Here is a 21,685-nt window from a genome sequence, read left to right as displayed (position 1 = left end):
GCAATCGCGCGTAGTCAGCTCCTCCACGGCCCCAGCATGCCGCGCGTGGGCAGTACGGAAGGGTTCGTGCAGCGTACCAGCAGCCGGTGCCGCTCTACCGGGCCGGGCGTATCCCACCCGGCGGTCGGCGCGGCGACGAAACCCCACTTGTCGTAATAGTCCGGGTCGCCGATCAGGACCTGCGGCAAGGCGGGCGCATCGGGCGTTGCAAGACCGTCCACCGCGCCCAGCGCCGCCGCCATCAGCGCTCTGCCATACCCCTCGTTCTGGCGAGCCGGGGCGACTGCGACCGGGCCAACCATTAGTAGCGGATATTGCTTGCCATCCTCGTCGGTGAGCGAGACCGGCCAGAGCTCGATCGTGCCGGCGAGAAATTCCTCATCGTCCAGTGCGGCGAAGCTGAGCGCGTCCAGCCGCTGCAGCCCCTCGCGGATGCGATAGGCGGTGCGGCTCGTCCGATCCGGCCCGAAAGCAGAATCGAGCAGGGCGTCGTGCAGCGCGGTCGGGACCGCATCGAGAGGAACGATGGTCGGCATGATCTACCAAAATGAATGCGGCGCGCCGGGTAGAGGTTCATGCGCGTACTGTCGACACGAATTGGCGCCGGCCTATTCGGCGGGGGTCAGCTGGCGCAATCGCCCTCCGTCACCATCTTCGAGGATGTAGAGCGCGCCTTCGGGCCCTTCGATTACGGCGCGGATGCGTGCGCCCATGTCGTAACGGGCGGCCTCCGTCGCCTTTTCGCCTTCGATCTGCACGCGGATGACCGATTGCGTGGCGAGGCCCGAGATGATCGCTTCGCCGCGCCAATCGCCGAACATGCGGCCCGAATAGAATATCAGGTTGCCCGGCGCGATCACAGGCGTCCACGAGATTGCCGGCTGCGAAAATCCGTCGTCTGCCCTGTGGTTGGGAATGGGCGACCCGTTGTAGTTCTGCCCGTTCGAACGTTCGGGCCAGCCGTAGTTGGCACCGCGTGCCACCAGGTTAAGCTCGTCGCCGCCCGCAGGCCCGTGCTCGAGATCCCAGAGGCGGCCGTCCTCGTCGAAGGCGAGGCCCAGCATGTTGCGGTGCCCGTAGGACCAGATCTGGTCGCTGGGCGAACCCCTGCTGGCGAACGGATTGCCGGCGGCGGGCGTGCCGTCGAGATTGAGGCGAACCACCGTGCCCAGCGTGTTCGCAATGTCCTGTGCGGGCGTTTTCTTCTGCCGGTCGCCGCTGGAGATCCAGAGATATTGCTCGTCGGGACTGATCGCGATCCGGTGCGAGTAATGGCCCTGGCCGGTGACCTTCGGTGTCTGCCGCCAGATCACGTCGAGATCGCGAATCGCGCAGGTCTCGGCTTCTTCGCAGACCAGCTGCCCGCGACCGACCGCCGCGCCGCGCGTGCCGTTGTCGCCTGCCTCGGCCCAGCTGAGATAGATCGTGCGCGTGCCGATGGTGTCGCTCGACTCGCTGGGCAGGAAAGCGATGTCGCCCAATCCGCCCTGGCCGCCATAGTCGACCGGCGGCGCGCCGGTAATGTCCCATTGTTCGCCGCTGGCGGTGTCGAACGCCTTGATCGTCCCGCCCTTTTCGGTGATCTCGAGGATCGGCGTGCCCGGGATGAAGGCGCCCGCCCAGGGTTCGTCGAAAGTGGCCAGGTTGCGCACCGCGAACGGCCCGACAATCTCGTCCGCGCCATTGGCTACGGCAGTGGCGCTCGGCGTGTTCTCCCCGGTCGAAGCGCTGCCGCAGCTTGAAGCGGCAAAAGCGACGCTGATAGACAGCGCGGCGGACATCAGGCGGTTCTTGGTCATGCTGGCAGCTCTTCCCTTTCCCGAATTCGCGGACCAGTGCCCGCCCGGTGCGCTGATCGTCGGCGTGGACGAGGCAGGGCGGGGCCCGCTGGCTGGCCCGGTTGTGGCCTCGGCGGTCGTTCTGTGCAAGCCGCAGCCGGAAGGGCTCGACGATTCCAAGAAGCTGACCGCGAAAAGGCGTTCCGTGCTGGACGAGGCGGTGCGGGCGCATTGCGCGTGGAGCGTGGCGGTGGTCGAGCCCGAGGAGATCGACAGGCTCAACATCTTCGGCGCGACCATGCTGGCGATGACGCAGGCGGTCGCGCGGCTGGCGCACGCTTTGGGGCGGGTGCCCGACATCGTGCTGATCGATGGTAACATGACGCCCCAGGGGCGTTGCGATGGCTGGTGCTGGCCCGCCCGGGCGATCGTTGGCGGGGACGCGATAGAGCCCGCCATCTCCGCCGCCAGCATCGTCGCGAAAGAATGGCGCGACCGGCTGATGATCGAAGCCGCGCGGGAACACCCGCATTTTGGGTGGGACCGCAACAAGGGCTACGGGACGCAAGAGCACCTCGCCGCACTGAGGCAGCATGGGCCCTGCGGGCTGCATCGCCGCAGCTTCGCGCCTGTTGCCCAGAGTGAAATGTTCGCATGACCCGCGGCGAGGCGCGTGGCCCCTTTGCCCCCGCGATCCGCATGCTAGAGGGGCTTGCATGACCGCTTCGATGATCCTTGTCGCCGTCGGCCTGCTGGCGCTCGCCGTGGGCGGCGAACTGCTGGTGCGCGGGGCGGTGGGCCTAGCCCGCCGGATGGGCGTATCGACCATGTTCACCGGTATCGTGATCGTCGGCGCGGCGACTTCCATGCCCGAAATGGTGGCCAGCGTGCAGGCGGTTCGCGCAGGCACGCCGGAGATCGCGTGGGGCAATATCGTCGGCTCCAACATCGCCAATTCGCTGCTGATCCTGGGCGGAGCCGCGCTCATCATGCCGATCGTGCTGGAAGGGCGCGGGCGGCGCGACAGCGTGGTCGCACTGCTCGCCACCATCGGCCTCTCGGCGATTGCGTATCTCGGATATGCCGACCAGTGGATCGGGGCGGGGCTGCTCGCAGCCCTCGTGATCTATATCATCTGGCGGTACAACCATCCCCCGGCGCAGGGGGAGGACGACACGACCACGCCGATCCCCAACCTGTTCGCATCGATCATCCTGTTCGTCATCGGCGTGCTTGCGCTGATCCTGGGCGGCCGCTGGCTGGTCAACGGCGCGATCGAGATTTCGACCGAGCTGGGCGTGAGCGAGACGGTGATCGGGCTGACCGTGGTTGCAGTGGGCACATCGCTGCCCGAGCTGGCCGCATCCGTCGCCGCCGCGATCCGCGGGCATGCCGGGATCGCGCTGGGCAATGTGCTGGGGTCCAACATTTACAACCTGCTGCTGATCGGCGGGGTGACGATGGCGATTTCGGGTCGGTCGATCCCGCCCGAACTGCTGTTCCCGGCATGGCCAGTGTGTGTCGCGGCCGCCATCCTGCTGGTGCTGGTGTGCTGGGGCATGAAAAAATTCGGCCGCTTTCCGGCACTGCTTTTACTGCTGGCATTTGCCGCGAACACCGCGCTGGCCTTCCGCTGAAGCGCTTTCGATTCCAGCAATTTACCCCAACGTAACCCTACCCGTTTACCATTAATCACTTGACGCGGACTCGCTGAGGACTCATCGAGTCCCCCTGTGGATAAGTAGGGCTGAGGGGGCCACGAACAGCATGTCGGTGGAAACGACCGCAAGACCGCGGGTGGGGACTCGCGCGCGCACCAATCCGATGGCGAAACCCGCGCCGTGCATCTTGCCGCTGGGTCAGATCCTTGATGGCGATTGCGTCGAGCGGCTCCGTGAGCTGCCCGACAACAGCATCGACCTCGTCTTTGCCGATCCGCCCTACAACCTGCAGCTGGGCGGCGACCTCAACCGGCCCGACGGAAGCCATGTCGATGCCGTGACCGATCACTGGGACCAGTTCGACAGCTTTACGGTTTATGACGATTTCTCAAAGGCTTGGCTGGCAGAGTGCAGGCGCGTTCTTAAGCCCGATGGCGCGCTGTGGGTGATCGGCAGCTACCACAATATCTATCGCCTCGGCGCGACCTTGCAGGACCTGGGCTTCTGGATCCTCAACGACATCGTGTGGCGCAAGACCAACCCGATGCCGAACTTCCGCGGCACCCGCTTCACCAATGCGCACGAGACACTGATCTGGGCGAGCCATGGCGAGAAGGCGAAATATCACTTTAACTATCGCGCGATGAAGACGCTCAACGACGAGCTCCAGATGCGCAGCGACTGGACCTTCCCGATCTGCGCCGGTGGCGAGCGGCTGAAGGACGATCACGGCCACAAGGCGCACCCGACGCAGAAGCCCGAGGCGCTGCTCTACCGTGTGCTGCTCGCCACGACCGAGAAGGGCGACGTCGTGCTCGACCCGTTCTTCGGCACCGGCACCACCGGCGCGATCGCCAAGCGGCTGGGCCGGCAATGGATCGGGTGCGAGCGTGAGGAGGCCTATCGCAAGGTGGCCCATGCGCGGATCGAGAAGGAACTGCCGCTCGACGAAAGCGCGCTGACCACCATGCAGAGCAAACGTAGCGCGCCGCGCGTCGCCTTCGGCACGCTGGTGGAGGCAGGCTTCGTCAAGCCGGGCACACAGGTGTTCGACAAGGCGCGCCGCTGGACCGCGACCGTGCGCGCCGATGGCTCGCTTGTATATGAAAAGATGACGGGCTCGATCCACCAGGTCGGCAAGGACCTGCAGGGTGCGCCCAGCTGCAATGGCTGGACCTTCTGGCACTTCGAGGACGAGGGGCTGGTGAAGCCGCTCGACGCCGCGCGGCAGCTGTATTTGCTGGCGGTGGAGGATTGATCTCTCCGTCACCCCGGACTTGATCCGGGGTCGGGCTTTTGTTCGTGTGGTATCCTGCCACTTCGTGTGAAATGGAGGACAAGGATGGCGGACGCGATCGACAGCGATACGGACCAACCGATCCATTACTTCGAGGCGTTTCGGCGCGCGAAGCGTAACGTCCTATTCTGGGCGCTGGTCACCTTCATGCTTCCCCTGATGCAGCCGATCGACGACAAAGATCGGGTCGAGGTCTCTACCCTCGGCGGCGAATTTGACTTGTGGTTCCTCATTCTGATGAGCTTACTGATCCTTGTTTTTATGGCGATCAGCTTTCGTCAGGCTGCGGCAGGCGTCACTAGGCGCAATGCCAAGGTGGGCGTCGATGCGCGTCCCGAGCCGCTCCCGGACTTGAACGCCGAAGTGCGGAAGCGAGTCGACGAGATCTTCGCACGCACGCACGCCGCCGAAGAGGCGCTGAACGATGAGCGAGAGGCAGCAAAGCAGGAAATGAGCATTGAGCGCGCCACGGCTCAAAGCGACGCTCAGCATGTTAGGGATCATGCCATGGCTAAGGCCAGATTTTTCGATCAACAGATCGAGGCAATCCCCGCCATTCAGACATGGCCCGGCATCAACCGCATCGATCAAGAATGGATCGAAATCCACGACCTAGCAGAACATGGCAATGTCGATGCAGCGAGCCTCGAGAAACTGCGCAAGAACCTTGAGAAGCGACTAACCGATACGTTCGTAAACAATACGCGCCAACTCAATGATTTTCAGGATTTCCTGAAGCAGACGGCTCTGGAGATCGCGAGCGAGTCATCCATCCCAGCGCCTCAAGCGTCAACAGCTACCAGCCATCCACCAGAAGCACCCACCCTGTCCAAGGTTCACATCATGAACAAGGATGTGGTTGTCGCGCTGGATACTTTCTCCAGCGAATTTTCAGAAATGCGCGAGTTTAGTAAGAAACTGTATCGTAGCGACAAGCGTTATTTCGATTATTTCGAGGTCGGTCTGACTTGGACGGCAATTATAATTGCGGGTTCAACCGCGATATTTTTCTTGCTGGGAGCCGCCAACTTGACTGGACTGACTTAGGGCGAGCTGTAGCTGAGGCGATGGTAAGGAGAGTGGTGCTCTGTCCTACTTCGTGCGAGCAAACTACAACGCTTGCGATGCTCAGTACCTCCCCTCCCGCAGTAGATTTATTCATCCCTCACGCCCCCTACTTTTCCCCCTTAAGACACTGTGTCAGGTGTGTCAGGGCGCGGGCAATCGGGCTAGGTGAGGGCGCATGAGCGATAGCATCTACATCCGCCCCATCGGCTTTGCGCCGGGTCCGCAGAGCGAAGAGGGCGATGCCATCCGCCTTGCCGGGGGCCTCGTCTATGCCAGCCGCTTTGCGGTGATCCTGCGCAGGGATGGCCGTGTGGTGGAACGCTGGCGGGCCTCGCCAGACACCATCGCGCAGGTGCTTGGGCAGCTGCCGGACAGCGTGGCGGCGGAGGCGGAGGTGCAGTGGGGTAATCTGCGCAAGGCGCATCCGCCGCTGGAGCTGGACGCGCGCACCATCCGGCTCGACCAGCCGCAGGTCATGGGCATCCTCAACGTCACGCCCGACAGCTTCTCCGACGGGGGCAAGCACGTGGGCGATCCCGCAGGTGCGCGCGACGCCATCGCGGCAATGGTCGAGGCAGGCGCGGCGATCATCGATATCGGCGGCGAAAGCACGCGCCCCAATGCAGAGACCGTGTGGGAAGAAGAGGAAATCCGCCGCGTCCTCCCCGCCGTGGAAGCCGCCGCGAGCATGGGGGCCGCGGTAAGCATCGACACGCGCCGCGCGGGCACGATGGAGGCGGCGCTGCAGGCGGGCGCGGGCCTCGTCAACGATGTCTCGGCCCTGCAATACGATCCGCGGTCGGCCGAACTGGTCGCGAAGACCGGGTGCCCGGTAGTGCTGATGCACGCGCCGGGCAAGGGCAACGACCTGCATGAAGGCGGGACTTACGAGAGCGTGATGTTCGACGTGTTCGATGCGCTTCGCGAACGCCGAGATGCGGCGATCGAAGCTGGCATCACGCGCGAGAAGATCCTGATCGATCCCGGCCTCGGCTTCGGCAAGTCGCTGGGTGACAACCTTGCGCTCATCAATGCGCTGCCGCTGTTCCATGCGCTGGGCCACCCGATCCTGTTCGGAGCGAGCCGCAAGCGGATGATCGGCGCGCTGAGCAGGGGAGCGGCGGCGGATGCGCGGCTGGGCGGGAGCATTTCGCTGGCGGTCGCGGCGATGGATGCGGGCGCGCAGCTGCTGCGCGTGCACGACGTGCCCGAAACTGTGCAGACGCGCGACGTGTGGCGCGGCCTGCGCGATGCGGCGCTGACCGATTTCGCGGATATGCCAGGAGGATGACAGGCATTGTCATCCACTCACCCCCAATATTCGGCTAATAATTCCGAGACTTAATCGGAAAGGTGAAAACATGCGAAACTTGGCGCGCGCATTGCGCATCGCGGGTGTTGTGGCACTGGGCCTGTCGGCAGGCGGCGCGATGGCGCAGGAGCCTATGTACGAGAGGATCGGCAACTGGACCGTCGTCCAGGGGCCGGAATTCTGCACCGCACCGGGCGGTGAGCCAACGGCATTCCCTGACGGAACGATGCCGCCGTGGAGTGCGGTTTCGCTCTACATGGCCGATCCACTCTCGATGGAGGTCCGCTATTCGGGCGATATTGCCGCCGATGCCCCGCTTGGAATGCAGGAGGCGCAGGTCCTGCTGATGACGGCAGAAGGCAAGACGGACTATTTCCTGCCCAAGCTGATCGTTGCGGAACAGCCAGGAGGGGGGCGTCAGGCCACGGCAATTCTCGATGGGGAAGTGCTGGAAGCGCTGAAGCGTTACGACTATTTCCTGCTGCGCGCGGGCACTCAGATGCTGCCGCTTGCGCTGACCCCGCACCGAGACGATCTGCTGGATGCGATGCAGCGCTGTGTCGAGCGACTTTGACCGGAGGTAGTGTCTAAAGCGTGTAGCCGCCGTCGCTGGTCAGCACGGTGCCGGTGACGTTGGCAGAGGCGTCCGACAGCAGGTAGCCGATATCGCGCGCCAGCTCGTCCGCCGTGGCGAACTGGCCGCGCGGGGTGGTGCTGCCCATCTGGGCGATCACGGCTTCGCGGCCATGCTGTGCGAACTGGGCCTGGAGTTCGGGCGAGTTCCAGATCGCGGTGTCGACACCACCCGGCGCGATGGCGTTGACGCGGATCTTGTGTTCGGCGTTCTCCGCCGCCGCTATCCGCGCCATGTGCGCAACTGCGGCCTTCGAGACGCCGTATGCGCCGATGCCGGGGACGGGCTTGATCCCGGTGACCGAGGCGGTGATGACCGCACTGCCGCGCCCGTTGGTACGCATCGCGCGCAGCGCCGTGGAGAGAGTGAGGAAGGCGCCGTCGAGGTTGATCGCCATCACGCGGCGCCACTCGGCAAAGTCGAGCTCGGCGATTTGTCCGCCGGTACCGATGCCGGCGTTGACGACCGCGTGGTCGAGTCGGTCGAGCTTGGAACCGAGCGACTGCCAGAACGCTTCGTCGGCCACGTCGGCTGCGTGCGTTTCGACATCGCAGGAGAGGCCCAGCTTGGTGAGGCCATCGCCATCCAGATCGACCAGCACGAGCTTGCCGATACCCTGCCGGTCGAGCCAGCGTGCGCAGGCCGCTCCGATGCCGGAAGCGGCTCCGGTGATCAGGGCGGTGCGGTTTGTGAAATCGTATCCCTCGGTCATGGCCGAGTGGCTTAGCGGGTTATGCCGCGTTGTCGATCCCGAGATCGCTCAGCTTGCGATAGAGCGTCGAGCGCCCGATGCCGAGCCGGCGCGCAACTTCGGTCATCCGGCCGCGATAATGGCCGATGGCAAGGCGGATCACGTCCGCCTCGATCTCTTCGAGCGGGCGCAGGTTGCCGTCTTCGGTGTACAGCATCACGCCAACTGCTTCCTGCACATGGTGGCCACTTTCCGCCTGTTCGCCGATCAGTTCGGAGAGTTGCGGGAAGTCGCTCGCGGTGAGCATTTCAGCCTCGCAGAACACAGCGGCGCGGAACAGCACCGCCTGCAGTTGGCGGACATTGCCCGGCCAGTCGAAGGCGCACAACAGGTTGAGCGCACTGTCTGCCAGACTGAGATGGCGCAGGCCTGGCTGGTCGCCGATGCGGGCGAGGAAATGACGGGCAAGGGCAGGGATGTCGCCCGGGCGTTCGCGCAGCGGCGGCAATGTGATGCGTGTCGCGGAGATCGCGGCGAGCAGGTCCTGGTCGAACTGGCCTTTTGCGGCGAGTTCGGACAGCGGCCTGTTACTGGCAGACAGCAGGCGCGTGTCGATGCGGTAGCCGTGCTTGGCGCCGACAGGCCGCACAATGCCTTCGTTCAGCGTTGCGGCCAGACGCGTTTGCTGGTCGGTGGAGAGGCGATCGATCTCGTCGAGCACCAGCGTGCCGGTGTCGCAATGCTGGATCGCACCCATCTGGCTCTCGAAGGCGCCCGCGAAGGCGCCTTTCTCGTGCCCGAACAGCGCGGATTCGATCGAATTGACCGGCACGCCCGCCACGTTGACGAGGCGGAACGGTGCGCGGCTGCGGGGGCTGGTCGCGTGGATCGCGCGCAGCAGCATTTCCTTGCCGGTGCCGCTCTCGCCTTCGATCAGCACGTGGCTGTGCGCACGGGCGGCCTTGGCAGCACGGGCCAGCGCGATACGGAAAGCGGGATCGGTGCCGATCATCGCGTCGAAATCGAGCACTGCCGGCATCTTCTCGGTCAGCGGCTGCAACTCGTTGCGCGGTGCCTCGACCCGGGTTGCGGCCCGCAGCGCGCGCATCAGACGCTCGGGCGCGACGGGCTTGATGAGATAATCGGTGGCACCGGCGCGCATGGCCTCCACTGCAAGCAGTGGGCTGGCACTGGTGGTCAGCATCAGGATCGGCAGGGCGGGGCGGCGCTGCTTGAGTTCCGCGATCAGGTCGCACGCGGCATCGCCGGGCACCCACTGGTCAAGGATGATGGCAGACAATTGCATGCCCTGCCGCGTGCCGAGCGTGGCAATCGCGGTTTCGGCGTCGTTGACGACGACCGTGCGCCAGCCTTCGCGCGCAGCCAGAGCGGTGACGAGACGGCTTTGCGCCGGTTCGTCATCGATCAGCATCAGCAGTCGTTCTTCTTGATCGGCCATGGTCCCCCGTAAACCGTCCCATTGCGGTGCAGACCGATGCTCTATCCGAAGGCGGTAAAGACCAGATTAAGGCTGATATGAGCCGCGATGGCGGGGGAGGCACGCCAGCAATCTCTTGAGAATGGCAGGAGGCGGCGATAGACCGCTTGGCCAATAGCACCCAATACCGGAGAATCTGTTCGTCATGGCCGCACCGCAAGACGCCGTCAGCAAAGACATGGAAAAGGCGCGCAGCACCTATGATCGCTTCATGGGCAGCCTGAAAATCTTCATCCCGATCATCCTGCTGATTGCTTTTTTCGTCGTCATCCTGATTGCGCCCTGATCCTATGAAGATCGCGGTTCTCAAGGAGCGGGCGGCAGGTGAGACGCGCGTCGCGCTGACTCCGGAAACCGCGAAGAAATTCATCGCGCTCGGCGCGGACGTGGCGGTCGAGAAGGGCGCGGGCGAAACCGCTTCCATTTCTGACGCGGCCTATGCCGAAGCCGGGGCAACCGTCGGCACTGCCGCGCAGGTGGTGAAGGATGCCGGCATCGTGCTCGGCATCCAGGCGCCCGATGTGGCCGCGCTGAAGGGCGCCAGGCCCGACGCCAAGGTCGCCGCGCTGTTCGATCCGTTCAAGAACGGCGCGCTGGTGGATGCCTACGCCAAGGCCGGGTTCGAAGCGCTGAGCATGGAGTTCATGCCGCGGATCACCCGCGCGCAGAGCATGGACGTGCTCTCCAGCCAGTCCAACCTCGCAGGCTACAAGGCCGTGATGGCGGCGGCGAACCAGTATGGCCGCGCGTTTCCGATGATGATGACTGCGGCAGGCACGGTGCAGGCCGCGCGTGTGTTCGTGATGGGTGTGGGCGTTGCCGGCCTCCAGGCGATTGCCACGGCCAAGCGTCTGGGCGCGCAGGTTTCTGCCACTGACGTCCGCTCCGCCACGCGTGAGCAGATCGAATCGCTCGGCGCGAAGGCGATCTTCGTGGCCGAGGGCGGGATCGAGGGCGAGGGAAGCGGCGGCTACGCCAGCGAGATGAGCGACGAATACAAGGCCGCGCAGGCCAAGCTCGTCTCAGAACATATCGCCAAGCAGGATATCGTCATCACCACCGCGTTGATTCCGGGCCGCCCCGCGCCGCGCCTCATCAGCGACGACCAGATCGCCAGCATGAAGCCGGGCAGCGTGATTTACGACATTGCTGTGCCGCAAGGGGGCAATGTCGAAGGAGCAGTGGCGGACGAACTGGTTAACCGCCATGGTGTCATCATCATGGGTTACGCCAACACGCCCGCGCATCTGGCGCCGGATGCGAGTGCTCTGTTTGCGCGCAACCTGTACAATTTCCTTTCCGCCTTTTGGGACGGGGAGGCTGGAGAGCCGGTCCTCGACGAGGAAATCGGCGATGCAGTGCGGCTGACGAAGGGCGGCGAAGTCGTGAATCAGCGGCTGAAGGAAGGGTAAGGTCCGATGGGGGTTCTTAATCAGACGCAGACCACGCCGCAGGGCTTCGTGGACAACCACGGGCACGCGCTGGTGGAAGGCGAAGAGGTCTACTTCGCGTTCAAGACGATTCGCGACTGGATTGCCTTCACCGACTGGCGGATCATTTACATCGACGTGCAGGGCCTGCTCGGCACGAAAAAAGAATACCTGACCATTCCGTATCGCTCGATCACCGCGTTCTCGATTACCAGCGCAAGCACGATCGACCTCGATGCGGAGATCGCGGTGTTCCTGTCGGGCCACCCGCCGATCGAGTTCAAGGTCGGCAAGTTCACCAATACCGAGGCGCTGCAGAAGCTGCTCGCGTCGCGGATGAACGTGCTTTAGGCCGCTGCCAGCAGAGCGATCGCGCAAAAGCAGTGCTTTCGCGTCGCTGCCCCATCGACAGCGCCCGCCCGCCTTGCAATAAGCCTTTCCGAACCGGCTTTCGGGCCCTCGGGGGGAGGCACATGCGACATACAGGGGCTTATACAGCCACGCTTGTGGCGGCCTTGGTGGCCTCGGCCCCCGTATGCGCGCAGGATTCCGCAGAAGCCGCACCGCAGGAAGCGCAACAGGCCTCTCCCGTCGATGAACTCCTCGAGATGATGCGGGGCCTGCCCGACCTCCAGCCCGAGTTCGATACGAGCAAGCCGGTCGTAGGGATCGGGTTCCAGATCGTCGATGGCGAGGTCGTGATCGCGCGAGTGATGGAAGGCTCGGCCGCAGAGGCGGCAGGTCTGGAAACCGGAATGATCATAGATAAGATCAACGGTGTGCGTCTGTCCGGTTTTTCGCTGAAAGAGATCGCCAAGCTGATCGCCGCTATCGACGGTGAACTGACCTTTGCGATCCGGGACAGCGACAACGTGAAACTGCGCAAGGCACCAATTGAAGAGCAGGGGAGCTAGGACAAGCAATCATGGATTTCATTTCCGTCCTGTCGATTTTCGTGCTGGCGTGTTTCGTCGGCTATTACGTGGTCTGGTCGGTCACGCCCGCGCTCCACACGCCGCTGATGGCGGTGACCAACGCGATTTCTTCGGTCATCATCGTGGGTGCGCTGATCGCCAGCGCCGAGGCGGGCAGCGCGGTCGCCAAGTGGCTGGGCCTCGCCGCGGTGGTGCTCGCCAGCATCAACATCTTCGGCGGCTTTGCCGTCACCGAGCGTATGCTCGCGATGTACAAGAAGAAGGACACCAAGTGATGGGCAACAAGCTCGACAAGGTGTTCTGGATCGTCGCGACGATCATCGTGGTTATCATCGCCGGGTGGCTCGCCTATAATGGTGGGCATTCGGTCGGTGAGAGTTCAACGCGTACGAGCAGTGCGATCCTGCCGATCTTCGCGGTGGAGGAAATGCAATGAGCCTGCCGCGCGATGTGGAGCCCCTAGCCGTGCCGCCGGGGTCCGATTACGGCATGAGCCATGCGGTGGAAACCGCTGCCGCGCATGGGCCGACCAACCCGTGGGTTGCGCTTGCCTATCTGGTGGCAGGCATCTTCTTCATTCTCGCGCTACGCGGGCTCTCCAGCCCCGCGACCAGCCGGGCGGGCAATCGCAACGGGATGATCGGGATGCTGATCGCGGTCGTCACCGTGATCGTGACCCACGATATTGCGAATATCGTCGAAATCCTGATCGCCATCGCCATCGGTGGGTTGATCGGGTTCACCATCGCCCGCCGGATCGCGATGACGCAGATGCCCGAGCTTGTTGCTGGCTTCCACTCGCTGGTCGGTATGGCGGCCGTACTCGTCGGCCTTGCTGCATGGATGAATCCCGGAGCCTTCGGCATCCTCGACCTCGATGGTCAGATCCTGACGGTCAGCCGGATCGAGTTGGGGCTGGGCATCGCCATCGGTGCGATCACCTTCAGCGGGTCGGTTATCGCTTTCCTCAAGCTGTCGGGCCGGATGGGCGGATCGCCGATCCTGCTGCCAGCACGCCATGTCATCAACCTGGGCACGCTGGCGGCAATCATCGCGCTGATTGCGGCCTATGCCATGTCGACCGTGGGCGGACCGGGCGAGGGCTGGATGGTTATCGCCATCGCGGTGCTGGCCTTTGCGATCGGCTTCCTGCTCATCATCCCCATCGGCGGGGCGGACATGCCGGTCGTGGTCAGCATGCTGAACAGCTACTCGGGCTGGGCTGCGGCGGCGATGGGCTTCACGCTGGGCAACACCGCGATGATTATTACCGGCGCCTTGGTCGGGTCTTCGGGCGCGATCCTGAGCTACATCATGTGCCGCGCGATGAACCGCAGCTTCATCTCCGTGATTGCGGGTGGCTTCGGGGCGGATGCATCTGCCGGTGGCGGCGAGGCCCGCGAACAGCGCCCCTACAAGCAGGGCAGCGCGGATGACGCTGCCTTCATGCTCGAACAGGCGGAGCGGGTTATCATCATTCCCGGCTATGGTATGGCCGTGGCCCAGGCGCAGCACGCGCTGCGCGAAATGGGCGATGTGCTGAAGGAAAAGGGCGTGGACGTGAAATACGCGATCCACCCTGTCGCCGGCCGAATGCCCGGGCATATGAACGTGCTGCTGGCCGAAGCCAATGTGCCCTATGACGAGGTGTTCGAGCTGGAGGACATCAACTCCGAGTTCGCGCAGGCAGACATCGCCTTCATCATCGGCGCGAACGATGTCGTGAACCCGGCGGCGAAGACCGATAAATCCTCGCCGATCTACGGCATGCCCGTATTCGACGTGGATAAGGCCAAACAGGTCTTCTTCATCAAGCGCAGCATGGGCGGCGTAGGCTATGCGGGCGTCGACAACGACGTGTTCTACATGAACCAGACGACCATGCTGCTCTCCGACGCGAAGAAGATGGTCGAGGAAATCGTGAAGGCGCTCGACTGATGGGCCGCTTTCTTCTCCTTCTTATCCTGCTCGGTGCTCTGGGCGTGGGCGCGTGGCTCTATTTCGGCGGCGGGATGCAGGCGGTCACCGAACGCACCGTCGAGGTCGCGCTGGTCGAGGCTGGCGTCCCGCAGGAACAGGCCGAGTGCATGGCCCCGCGCATGGCCGAACGCCTGACGACCGATCAGCTGCGCAAGCTGCAAAAAGTTGCGCCGGAAGAGGGCGAGGCCGCCCTGCCGCGTGACGCGGCCGAGGCGCTGGCGCGTATTCGCCGGGTCGACGATCCCGAAGCGGTCGAGGTGACGGTTCGCGCCGCTGCCGCGTGCACCTTCGGCGGGTTCTTCGAGAACCTGTAGCCCCTTGTCTTCGCTCGATTGCGTGGCACAATGCAACGCAAAAGGGAGAGAGACATGATCCGCACGCTTATGGTCGCCACCGCGCTGGCAACGCTTGCTTCGCCTGCCTTTGCCGAAACCATCACCGTCGCCCCGGGCGATGGCGCGCAGGAGCGGCTGCAGGAGGCGCTGATCCTCGCCGAGCCGGGTGACGAAATTGTGCTGGAGGCAGGGCGCTTTGCCCTGACCGACGGGCTCAGCCTCGATGTCGATGGGGTCACCCTGCGCGGTGCGGGAATGCATGCGAGCGTGCTCGACTTTTCCAGCCAGCAGGGTTCGGGCGAAGGCCTGCTCGTCACCAGCGACATGGTGACCTTGCGCGATTTCGGGATGGAGAATCCCAAGGGTGACGGGATCAAGTCCAAGGGTGCGGATAATATCGTCTATCAGGGCGTCCGCGTCACCTGGACCAACGGGCCCGACAGCACCAATGGCGCCTACGGCATCTATCCGGTCGAAAGCACGGGCATCCTGATCGACGGGGCGGAGGTTTCCGGCGCCTCGGATGCGGGCATCTATGTCGGGCAATCGAGCAAGATCACGGTGCGCAACTCCATCGCCAGCTACAATGTTGCCGGGATCGAGATCGAGAACAGCCGCAAGGCGATTGTCGAGCGCAACTATGTCACCGGCAATACCGGGGGCATCCTGGTGTTCGACCTGCCGGGCCTGCCGGTAAAGAACGGCGGTGAAGTGCTGGTTCGCAACAACCTGGTCGCCAATAACACCACGCCCAATTTCGCGCCGGAGGGCAATATCGTTGCCAGCGTACGACGCGGCACCGGCATCATGGTAATGGCGAACGAGGTCGTGTGGATCGGCCAGAACATGCTGTACGACAACCCCACCGCGCCGATCATGGTCATCGCCTATCCGTTGAGCTTCGATGATGCGGAATATAATCCATACCCGCGCGAGATCACGATCGACTACAACCAGACGGACGAGGGTGGCACTGATCCGCAGTTCGAAGGGGCCGAACAACTGCTTGCCGCGTTCGGCGGCGCGCTGCCCCCCGTCATGTGGGATGGTCTGGAAGATTCCGAGTGGGCCACGCTGATGGTCCACCCCGACATGGCGGGCTGGTCCGTCAACCTGCCAGAGCAAGGTGCAGGCATTGAATCGGCCAATCCCGGCCCGCTCGATGTCGCCGTGATCGGCCAGCCGATCAGCATCGAAGGCTGGGGCGCTCCCGAAGAACTCGAAGCGCGCCTTAAGTGATCCGCAACCTCGCCATCCTTGGCGCCGCCATGGCTACGCTTGCGATCAGCGCAGGCGTACAGGCGCTGCCGCCACCCAAGGTCAATGACACACTGATCATGGGCGATACCTTGCCGAAAACGCTCGGCAATTTCGGTTTCTTCCTCGACCGGGCAGGGACCAATCCGACGCCGGGCGTCGAGCCATATCGGCTCAACATGCCGCTCTTTTCGGACGGGGCGGAAAAGCTGCGCTACGTCTACGTGCCCGAAGGCACAGAGGTGAAGACGGCGAGCGGCGGCCTGCTCGATCTGCCGGTGGGGAGCGCGCTGATCAAGACCTTCGCCTTTCCGGAAGGTGAGTGGCTGCGCTATATCGAGACCCGCGTGCTCCTGCACCGTGAGGAAGGCTGGGTCGCGCTGCCCTACGTGTGGAACGAGGAGCAGAACGAGGCCACTTTGGCATTGGCCGGGGCGCGCAGAGACGTTGCTACGCCGTGGGGCGAGCAGATCAGCTATCGCGTGCCGAACAAGAACCAGTGCAAGGAGTGTCACGGGCTGAATGGTGCGGTGACGCCCATCGGCCCCAAGGCGCGCAATCTCTCGTCTGCCTGGTTGCAGTCTTTTCTCGGCAGAGTGCCCGACGGGGCCGATACGATGCCGACGTGGGAAGCGCGCGAAACAGCCGATCCCGCAGCCGCTGCGCGCGCCTATCTCGACGTGAATTGCGCGCATTGCCACCGCGCTGGCGCAACCGCTTCCAACTCCGGTCTGGACCTTCGCTGGGAGGTGGATGACGCCCACGCGCTAGGGATCGGCAAGCGGCCTGTGGCGGCGGGCCGTGGCTCTGGCGGGCACATGTTCGATATCGTGCCCGGCGACCCGGAGTCCTCGATCCTCGTCTATCGTATGGCGAGCGACGAGCCCGGTGTGACGATGCCCGAACTCGGCAAGGCGACCGTGGATGAAGAGGGCGTCGCGCTGGTCGAGCGCTGGATCAAGAGCATGCCGGCCCGATGAAGTGGGCCTTGCGGATCGTCCTGCTGCTGCTGGCGCTGCTGGTCATCGCGTTCCTGCTACTGCGCACGCCCGATACCGATCCGGCAGAAATGCGCGCCAAGTATGGCAGCGCGCCATCGCAATTCATCGAGATCGGCGGTGGCGTGACCGTCCATCTGCGCGATGAAGGACCCAAAGACGCGCCCGCGATCATCCTGCTGCATGGCTCGGCGGCGGACCTGCATACATGGCAGCCTTGGGTCGATGCGCTCAAGAGCAAGTATCGCGCGGTCCGTTTCGATCAGGTCGGTCACGGGCTGACGGGGCCCGATCCCGATAACGACTATTCGCTCGACAACTTCGTTGCCGACATCGACGAGGTGGCCGACGCGCTCGAGATCGAGACCTTCGTCCTCGGCGGCAACTCGATGGGTGGCGGGCACTCGGTCGCCTATGCGCTGGCGCATCCCGAACGGCTGGACGGACTGGTTCTGGTCGATGCCGGCGGTGCCCCGATCGAGCGCGAGGGTGGCGGCAATATCGGTTTCACCATCGCCCGCACGCCAGTGCTGAACCAGCTGATGAAGCATATCACGCCGCGCAGCATGATCGAGCGGTCCTTGCGCGAAACGGTCAGCAACCAGTCCATCGTAACCGATCAGGCAGTGGGTCGTTATTGGGAGCTGCTGCGCTACCCCGGCAACCGCGATGCGACGCGGCGGCGGTTTTCCGGCACATGGAGCACTTTCGACGCGGACGATGTGGCGACTATCTCCGTGCCGACGCTCGTCATCTGGGGCGAGGAGGACGCGCTGATCCCGGTCGAGGCAGGCCTGTGGTACGATACGCACCTGCCCGACAGCCGCCTGGTCGTCTATCCGGGCATTGGCCACCTGCCGCATGAAGAGGTGGCGGAAAGATCCTCCGCCTATCTGCTCGCGTGGCTAAACGAGCAGGGCATCCGATCTGCCGTGAATTGACGGGAATAGGCGCTGTGCCGGTCTGGACGCAGCGCGTGCTTGATCGGTAAGGCGGTGCCCGTCTGAATTCCCGGATTCGAAGGATGGATTTTTGCGCAAGGTTGGCCTGATCGGCGGAATGAGCTGGGTTTCCACCGGCATGTATTACAAGTGGATCAACAAGGCCGTCACCGCACGCGCGGGCTCGATGACCTCCGCGCCGCTCCTGATCGAAAGCCTGAACTTCAAAGAACTCTACGGCCTGACCAAGGAAGACGAGTGGGATCGCGCGGCGGACATCCTCGCCGGGTCGGCGAAGCGGCTGAAAAGGGCCGGGGCCAAGGCCATCGCGATTGCCGCCAATTCGATGCACCGGGTCTACGATCAGGTCGCCGAGGCGGTCGATGTGCCGGTGCTGCATATTGCCGATGCGGTTGGCAGCAAGATGAAGGCCGAAGGCGTGACCGATGCGGCGCTGATCGGCACGCGCAACGTGATGACTGAAAGTTTCTATCGCAAGAAGCTGGTCTCGCATGGAATCGACCTGCTGCCGCCGGACATGACCCATGTCGAACGCGTCAATTCGATCATCTACGACGAGTTGATGCAGGGCAAGGCGACCCGCGATTCAGAGCGCTTCTTCCGCACCATGATCACTAACCTCGAGAAGGACGGTGCCAAAGCCATCGTGCTCGCCTGTACAGAGCTCGACATGGTGATCGACGTCGACGCCAATGTGCTGCCGATCTTCGATTCCGCGCGCATCCACAGCCGCGCGGTTGTCGACTGGATGATGGGCGACGACGAGGCGTGAAGAATTTCAGCGCAGATTGAGGCGGTTGTCCGGTGGCACGCGGAGGGATAGACGAACACGGCATGAGCCGATCCCCCCTCGCTGCCGATCCCGCGCGTTCGCGAGGGCGCGAATTTCCCGGCACGTCCGACGAGACGCGCGGTCCGCGAAGCGCTTTCCAGCGCGACCGGGACCGGATCATTCATTCGATCGCGTTCCGGCGGTTGCGCAGCAAGACGCAGGTCTTCGTCGCGCCCGAAGGCGATCATTACCGCACCCGGCTGACGCACAGCCTCGAAGTTGCGCAGATCGGGCGTGTAATCGCCCGCGCGCTGGGGCTGGACGAAGACCTGACCGAGGCACTGTGTCTGGCACACGATATCGGGCATCCGCCCTTCGGCCATGCGGGCGAGGATGCACTGGATAATGCGCTGACCGAGCATGGCGGATTCGATCACAATGCGCAGACCCTGCGCACGCTCATGCGGCTCGAAAGCCCCTATTGCACGCACGAGGGGCTCAACCTCAGCTGGGAAGTGCTCGAAGGGCTCGCCAAGCATAACGGGCCGGTCGAGGCGCCGCACTGGGCGCTGGCGGAACTCGACGCGGCTTTCCCGCTCGACCTCGGAACATGGCCCAGCCTCGAGGCGCAGGTCGCCGCTGTGGCTGACGACATTGCCTACGATAATCACGATATCGACGATGGCCTGCGCGCCGGGTTCCTCGAACTCGACGACCTGCTGACGCTCGATTTCATCGCCGATCAGTGGCGCGAGGTGGAGCGCCGCTTCCCCCATGCGCCGCGCGACCGGCAGTTGCGCGAACTGGTGCGCGGGCAGATCGGCTGGATGGTCAACGATGTGCTGGCCCATACGCGCGCGTCGACAAAAGGAATCGAGGATCGCGCGCAGATTGCCGTATCCGACCGGGCACTCGCAGGCTTCTCTCCGGCGATGCATGCAGCGGAGCGGCGGCTGAAGGCCTTCATGTATGCCAAGCTCTATTACCACCCGGAACAGACCGCGACGGCGGAAAAAGCCAATACCGTTATCGTACAGTTGTGGGATGCCTATTGCGAAGATCCGTCAAGAATGGGATCGAGGTGGGCGGATAGCCTGCCTGCCGAAGAACCGCACCGAAGCCGCCATATCGCCGATTATATCGCGGGCATGTCGGATCAGTATGCGCTGGAGCGGGTGCGGGAGTTTTTCGGAGACGCACCGGGCGATCTTAGTAACGTGTGAGTTAGGGGCAGGGTTTTTAACGCGATGAGCAGCCGATTTCGTATCGCGATGGGCGGGGTGAGCGAACCCATCGGCATGCACCTGATGCAACTGGCGCGTCATCAGCCCTCGATCCGCCTCGTCGCCCTGACCCTTGGCGAGGTCGAAATCCCGCCCGGCAGCCGGATGGAAGTCTTCATCGCCGATGCGGACCGCTGGGTGCGGGTGATGCGCGCCATGAAGCCCAAGGTTTTCATCATCGGGCTGGGCCCGGCGGTCAATCTGGTCGGCAAGGACCACAGCGCCCTGCGCGCCATCGACGAGGAAGAAGCCGTGGTCGAGATCGCCAAGACCGCGCGCTTTGCCGGGGTCGAGCGGCTGATCGCGATCAGTTCCGAAGGCGCGGATCGCTGGTCGCGCGACAAGCACCTGAGCGCCAAAGGCAAGGCCGAGACGGAGTTGGCCCGACTTGGCTTCAAACGCCTCGATATTGTTCGCCCCGGTCCGCTTTCCCAAAGCATCGGGCCGGATGGCAGCAAGCGCTCCGTGCCATCGGCACTGCGTGGCCGGGGCACCGATGTGGGGATGGTGGCCGAGGCTCTGATGACACTCAGCTTGCGGCGTACCCCGGGCAAATTCGTGCATGAAGTAGAAGGGATTGAGCGGGCGGCGGCGATGCTTTCCCGCGCGCCCACGGCGAAGGACGCCAGCATGGCCGAACCGCAAACGCAGCAGGGATAAGGTAGCACGCAATGTGGCAGGCGCTGTTCGATATCACCAACGTGATTGCGCTGGTCGGGTGGGCGATGTTGATCTTGTTGCCACGTAGGGAGAGCGTGCTCTTTGCCGTCTTATACGGCGCCATCGGGCTGTTGTGTGCGTGCTATATCGTGATGCTGGTGTCGCTGGTGGGCAATCTCGTCGATCCTGTACCTGCTGCGGGAAGCCTGCCGCAGCCTGAGTTCGAATATAGCGTGCAAGGCCTGATGGCGATGTCCAGGTCCGAAGGCGCGATCGTGGTGGGGTGGACGCATTACCTCGCCTTCGACCTTTTCGCTGGCTTGTGGATCGCACGCGATGCGGACAAGCCGGGCGTTTCGCGGCTGGTGCAGGTGCCGTTCCTGCTCGCCACCTTCATGGTGGGGCCAATGGGGCTCTTCGCCTGGCTGATTGCGCGAGCCTTCCTTGGCGCGCGAGCCGATGACGCTGGGTGATGGCGATAGTCGAAAAGACAGCGCGTGCGGCAGTGGATCTGGCGGTGTGGATACAGAGATGAGCAAGCGTGAAAGCCCCGCTGCGCAGCGCAATCGCGCGCCGATTGCCGACGTCCTTGTGGAAGAATTGCCCGAACGCGGCGTCGTGCTCGAAATCGCGAGCGGGACGGGCGAGCATGCGGTGCATTTCGCGCGCACGTTTCCGCAGTTCGACTGGCAGCCGAGCGATCCGGACGACGCAGCACGCGCCTCGATTGCCGCTTATGCGCAGGAGGCGGCGTTACCCAACCTGCGCGATCCCGTCCTGCTCGATGCCAGCGCCGCAGTATGGCCGGTCGAGCAGGCCGATGCGATGGTGTGCATCAACATGGTCCATATTAGCCCGTGGGAAGCCACCGAGGGATTATTCGCGGGGGCAGGGCGGATATTGCCGCAAGGCGTGCCGCTGGTCCTCTATGGGCCCTATCTGGAAGATGATGTGGAGACGGCACCATCGAACCTCGCGTTCGATGAGAGCTTGAAAACGCGCGATCCGCGCTGGGGCCTGCGCGCATTATCGGCAGTGGATGCGCTGGCCGAGACCAATGGATTTGCGCGTGCCAAACGGGTGGCAATGCCCGCCAACAACATCGTGCTGGTTTATCGTAAGCAGTAAGGCGTC

The 21,685-nt window shown here is 63.8% G+C and carries 26 protein-coding genes; 22 read left to right on the top strand and 4 right to left on the bottom strand.

Annotated features, from left to right (window positions below):
- Positions 1 to 14: 14 nt before the first annotated feature.
- The gene (locus ACEQXE_RS11455) at positions 15 to 536 is read right to left on the bottom strand and encodes a GNAT family N-acetyltransferase (protein ID WP_370179451.1); all 522 of its coding nucleotides are present in this window, start codon (positions 534 to 536) and stop codon (positions 15 to 17) included.
- Positions 537 to 608: 72 nt separating this feature from the next.
- Entirely contained in the window at positions 609 to 1,799 is a 1,191-nt protein-coding gene (locus tag ACEQXE_RS11450; RefSeq protein WP_370179449.1) for a PQQ-dependent sugar dehydrogenase, read from the bottom strand.
- Between ACEQXE_RS11450 and ACEQXE_RS11445 the strand changes: the two genes are divergently transcribed.
- The 6 genes from ACEQXE_RS11445 to ACEQXE_RS11420 all read left to right on the top strand — a co-directional run bounded on the left by ACEQXE_RS11445 (position 1,798) and on the right by ACEQXE_RS11420 (position 7,690).
- On the top strand, positions 1,798 to 2,436 hold the full coding sequence (locus ACEQXE_RS11445; protein ID WP_370179447.1) for a ribonuclease HII: 639 nt from the start codon (positions 1,798 to 1,800) through the stop codon (positions 2,434 to 2,436). The two genes, ACEQXE_RS11450 and ACEQXE_RS11445, sit on opposite strands and share 2 nt — an antisense overlap.
- Before the next feature lie 58 nt (positions 2,437 to 2,494).
- Positions 2,495 to 3,415 (top strand): calcium/sodium antiporter, encoded by a 921-nt coding sequence (locus tag ACEQXE_RS11440; protein WP_370179446.1) that lies wholly within the window; start codon positions 2,495 to 2,497, stop codon positions 3,413 to 3,415.
- A gap of 187 nt (positions 3,416 to 3,602) precedes the next feature.
- Positions 3,603 to 4,697, top strand: a complete 1,095-nt coding sequence (locus ACEQXE_RS11435; protein ID WP_370179444.1) for a site-specific DNA-methyltransferase — start codon at positions 3,603 to 3,605, stop codon at positions 4,695 to 4,697.
- 84 nt (positions 4,698 to 4,781) lie between these two features.
- Positions 4,782 to 5,783 carry a hypothetical protein gene (locus tag ACEQXE_RS11430; protein ID WP_370179442.1) on the top strand — a complete coding sequence of 334 codons (1,002 nt, stop codon included), beginning with the start codon at positions 4,782 to 4,784 and terminating at the stop codon, positions 5,781 to 5,783.
- 196 nt (positions 5,784 to 5,979) lie between these two features.
- A complete protein-coding gene (gene folP / locus ACEQXE_RS11425) occupies positions 5,980 to 7,095 on the top strand; it encodes a dihydropteroate synthase (RefSeq protein WP_370179441.1) in 1,116 nt (371 codons plus the stop codon).
- Positions 7,096 to 7,165: 70 nt separating this feature from the next.
- A complete protein-coding gene (locus ACEQXE_RS11420) occupies positions 7,166 to 7,690 on the top strand; it encodes a hypothetical protein (RefSeq protein ID WP_370179439.1) in 525 nt (174 codons plus the stop codon).
- A 13-nt stretch (positions 7,691 to 7,703) separates the two neighbouring features.
- Here the strand turns inward: ACEQXE_RS11420 and ACEQXE_RS11415 are convergent, their stop codons facing one another.
- Positions 7,704 to 8,462: an SDR family NAD(P)-dependent oxidoreductase gene (locus ACEQXE_RS11415; RefSeq protein ID WP_370179437.1), complete on the bottom strand. Its 759-nt coding sequence runs from the start codon at positions 8,460 to 8,462 to the stop codon at positions 7,704 to 7,706.
- A gap of 19 nt (positions 8,463 to 8,481) precedes the next feature.
- Positions 8,482 to 9,900, bottom strand: coding sequence for a sigma-54-dependent transcriptional regulator (locus ACEQXE_RS11410; RefSeq protein ID WP_370179435.1), 1,419 nt, complete (start codon positions 9,898 to 9,900; stop codon positions 8,482 to 8,484).
- 184 nt (positions 9,901 to 10,084) lie between these two features.
- Between ACEQXE_RS11410 and ACEQXE_RS11405 the strand changes: the two genes are divergently transcribed.
- From ACEQXE_RS11405 to ACEQXE_RS11330, 16 genes are all read left to right on the top strand, one after another.
- Positions 10,085 to 10,225, top strand: a complete 141-nt coding sequence (locus ACEQXE_RS11405; protein WP_370179433.1) for a hypothetical protein — start codon at positions 10,085 to 10,087, stop codon at positions 10,223 to 10,225.
- A gap of 4 nt (positions 10,226 to 10,229) precedes the next feature.
- A complete protein-coding gene (locus ACEQXE_RS11400; protein WP_370179431.1) occupies positions 10,230 to 11,351 on the top strand; it encodes an NAD(P) transhydrogenase subunit alpha in 1,122 nt (373 codons plus the stop codon).
- Between the two features lie 6 nt (positions 11,352 to 11,357).
- Positions 11,358 to 11,720 (top strand): PH domain-containing protein, encoded by a 363-nt coding sequence (locus ACEQXE_RS11395; protein ID WP_370179429.1) that lies wholly within the window; start codon positions 11,358 to 11,360, stop codon positions 11,718 to 11,720.
- Positions 11,721 to 11,842: 122 nt separating this feature from the next.
- Positions 11,843 to 12,283: a PDZ domain-containing protein gene (locus tag ACEQXE_RS11390; protein ID WP_370179426.1), complete on the top strand. Its 441-nt coding sequence runs from the start codon at positions 11,843 to 11,845 to the stop codon at positions 12,281 to 12,283.
- 11 nt (positions 12,284 to 12,294) lie between these two features.
- Positions 12,295 to 12,579: an NAD(P) transhydrogenase subunit alpha gene (locus ACEQXE_RS11385; RefSeq protein WP_370179424.1), complete on the top strand. Its 285-nt coding sequence runs from the start codon at positions 12,295 to 12,297 to the stop codon at positions 12,577 to 12,579.
- The gene (locus tag ACEQXE_RS11380; protein ID WP_370179422.1) at positions 12,579 to 12,740 is read left to right on the top strand and encodes a hypothetical protein; all 162 of its coding nucleotides are present in this window, start codon (positions 12,579 to 12,581) and stop codon (positions 12,738 to 12,740) included. Before ACEQXE_RS11385 ends, ACEQXE_RS11380 begins: the two co-directional genes overlap by 1 nt.
- A 53-nt stretch (positions 12,741 to 12,793) precedes the next feature.
- Complete coding sequence (locus ACEQXE_RS11375) at positions 12,794 to 14,242, top strand: NAD(P)(+) transhydrogenase (Re/Si-specific) subunit beta (RefSeq protein ID WP_370179510.1); 1,449 nt, start codon at positions 12,794 to 12,796, stop codon at positions 14,240 to 14,242.
- A complete protein-coding gene (locus tag ACEQXE_RS11370) occupies positions 14,242 to 14,598 on the top strand; it encodes a hypothetical protein (RefSeq protein ID WP_370179420.1) in 357 nt (118 codons plus the stop codon). Before ACEQXE_RS11375 ends, ACEQXE_RS11370 begins: the two co-directional genes overlap by 1 nt.
- Positions 14,599 to 14,652: 54 nt before the next feature.
- The gene (locus ACEQXE_RS11365) at positions 14,653 to 15,858 is read left to right on the top strand and encodes a parallel beta-helix domain-containing protein (protein ID WP_370179418.1); all 1,206 of its coding nucleotides are present in this window, start codon (positions 14,653 to 14,655) and stop codon (positions 15,856 to 15,858) included.
- A complete protein-coding gene (locus ACEQXE_RS11360) occupies positions 15,855 to 16,856 on the top strand; it encodes an SO2930 family diheme c-type cytochrome (RefSeq protein ID WP_370179416.1) in 1,002 nt (333 codons plus the stop codon). The genes ACEQXE_RS11365 and ACEQXE_RS11360 overlap by 4 nt, the downstream gene beginning before the upstream one ends.
- Positions 16,853 to 17,815 carry an alpha/beta fold hydrolase gene (locus tag ACEQXE_RS11355; RefSeq protein ID WP_370179414.1) on the top strand — a complete coding sequence of 321 codons (963 nt, stop codon included), beginning with the start codon at positions 16,853 to 16,855 and terminating at the stop codon, positions 17,813 to 17,815. The genes ACEQXE_RS11360 and ACEQXE_RS11355 overlap by 4 nt, the downstream gene beginning before the upstream one ends.
- Positions 17,816 to 17,906: 91 nt before the next feature.
- Positions 17,907 to 18,608: an aspartate/glutamate racemase family protein gene (locus ACEQXE_RS11350; protein WP_370179413.1), complete on the top strand. Its 702-nt coding sequence runs from the start codon at positions 17,907 to 17,909 to the stop codon at positions 18,606 to 18,608.
- Between the two features lie 62 nt (positions 18,609 to 18,670).
- Positions 18,671 to 19,831 carry a deoxyguanosinetriphosphate triphosphohydrolase gene (locus tag ACEQXE_RS11345; RefSeq protein ID WP_370179411.1) on the top strand — a complete coding sequence of 387 codons (1,161 nt, stop codon included), beginning with the start codon at positions 18,671 to 18,673 and terminating at the stop codon, positions 19,829 to 19,831.
- Positions 19,832 to 19,855: 24 nt separating this feature from the next.
- Positions 19,856 to 20,551, top strand: coding sequence for a nucleoside-diphosphate sugar epimerase (locus ACEQXE_RS11340; protein WP_370179409.1), 696 nt, complete (start codon positions 19,856 to 19,858; stop codon positions 20,549 to 20,551).
- A gap of 11 nt (positions 20,552 to 20,562) precedes the next feature.
- The gene (locus tag ACEQXE_RS11335; protein WP_370179408.1) at positions 20,563 to 21,024 is read left to right on the top strand and encodes an ABA4-like family protein; all 462 of its coding nucleotides are present in this window, start codon (positions 20,563 to 20,565) and stop codon (positions 21,022 to 21,024) included.
- 58 nt (positions 21,025 to 21,082) lie between these two features.
- Positions 21,083 to 21,679, top strand: coding sequence for a DUF938 domain-containing protein (locus tag ACEQXE_RS11330; RefSeq protein WP_370179406.1), 597 nt, complete (start codon positions 21,083 to 21,085; stop codon positions 21,677 to 21,679).
- Positions 21,680 to 21,685: the final 6 nt, after the last annotated feature.

It is taken from the genome of Alteriqipengyuania sp., from assembly GCF_964222115.1.
Lineage (GTDB): Bacteria > Pseudomonadota > Alphaproteobacteria > Sphingomonadales > Sphingomonadaceae > Alteriqipengyuania.
The sequence above is the reverse complement of the archived record's forward strand: the minus strand, read 5'-3'. Positions and strand labels throughout refer to the sequence as shown.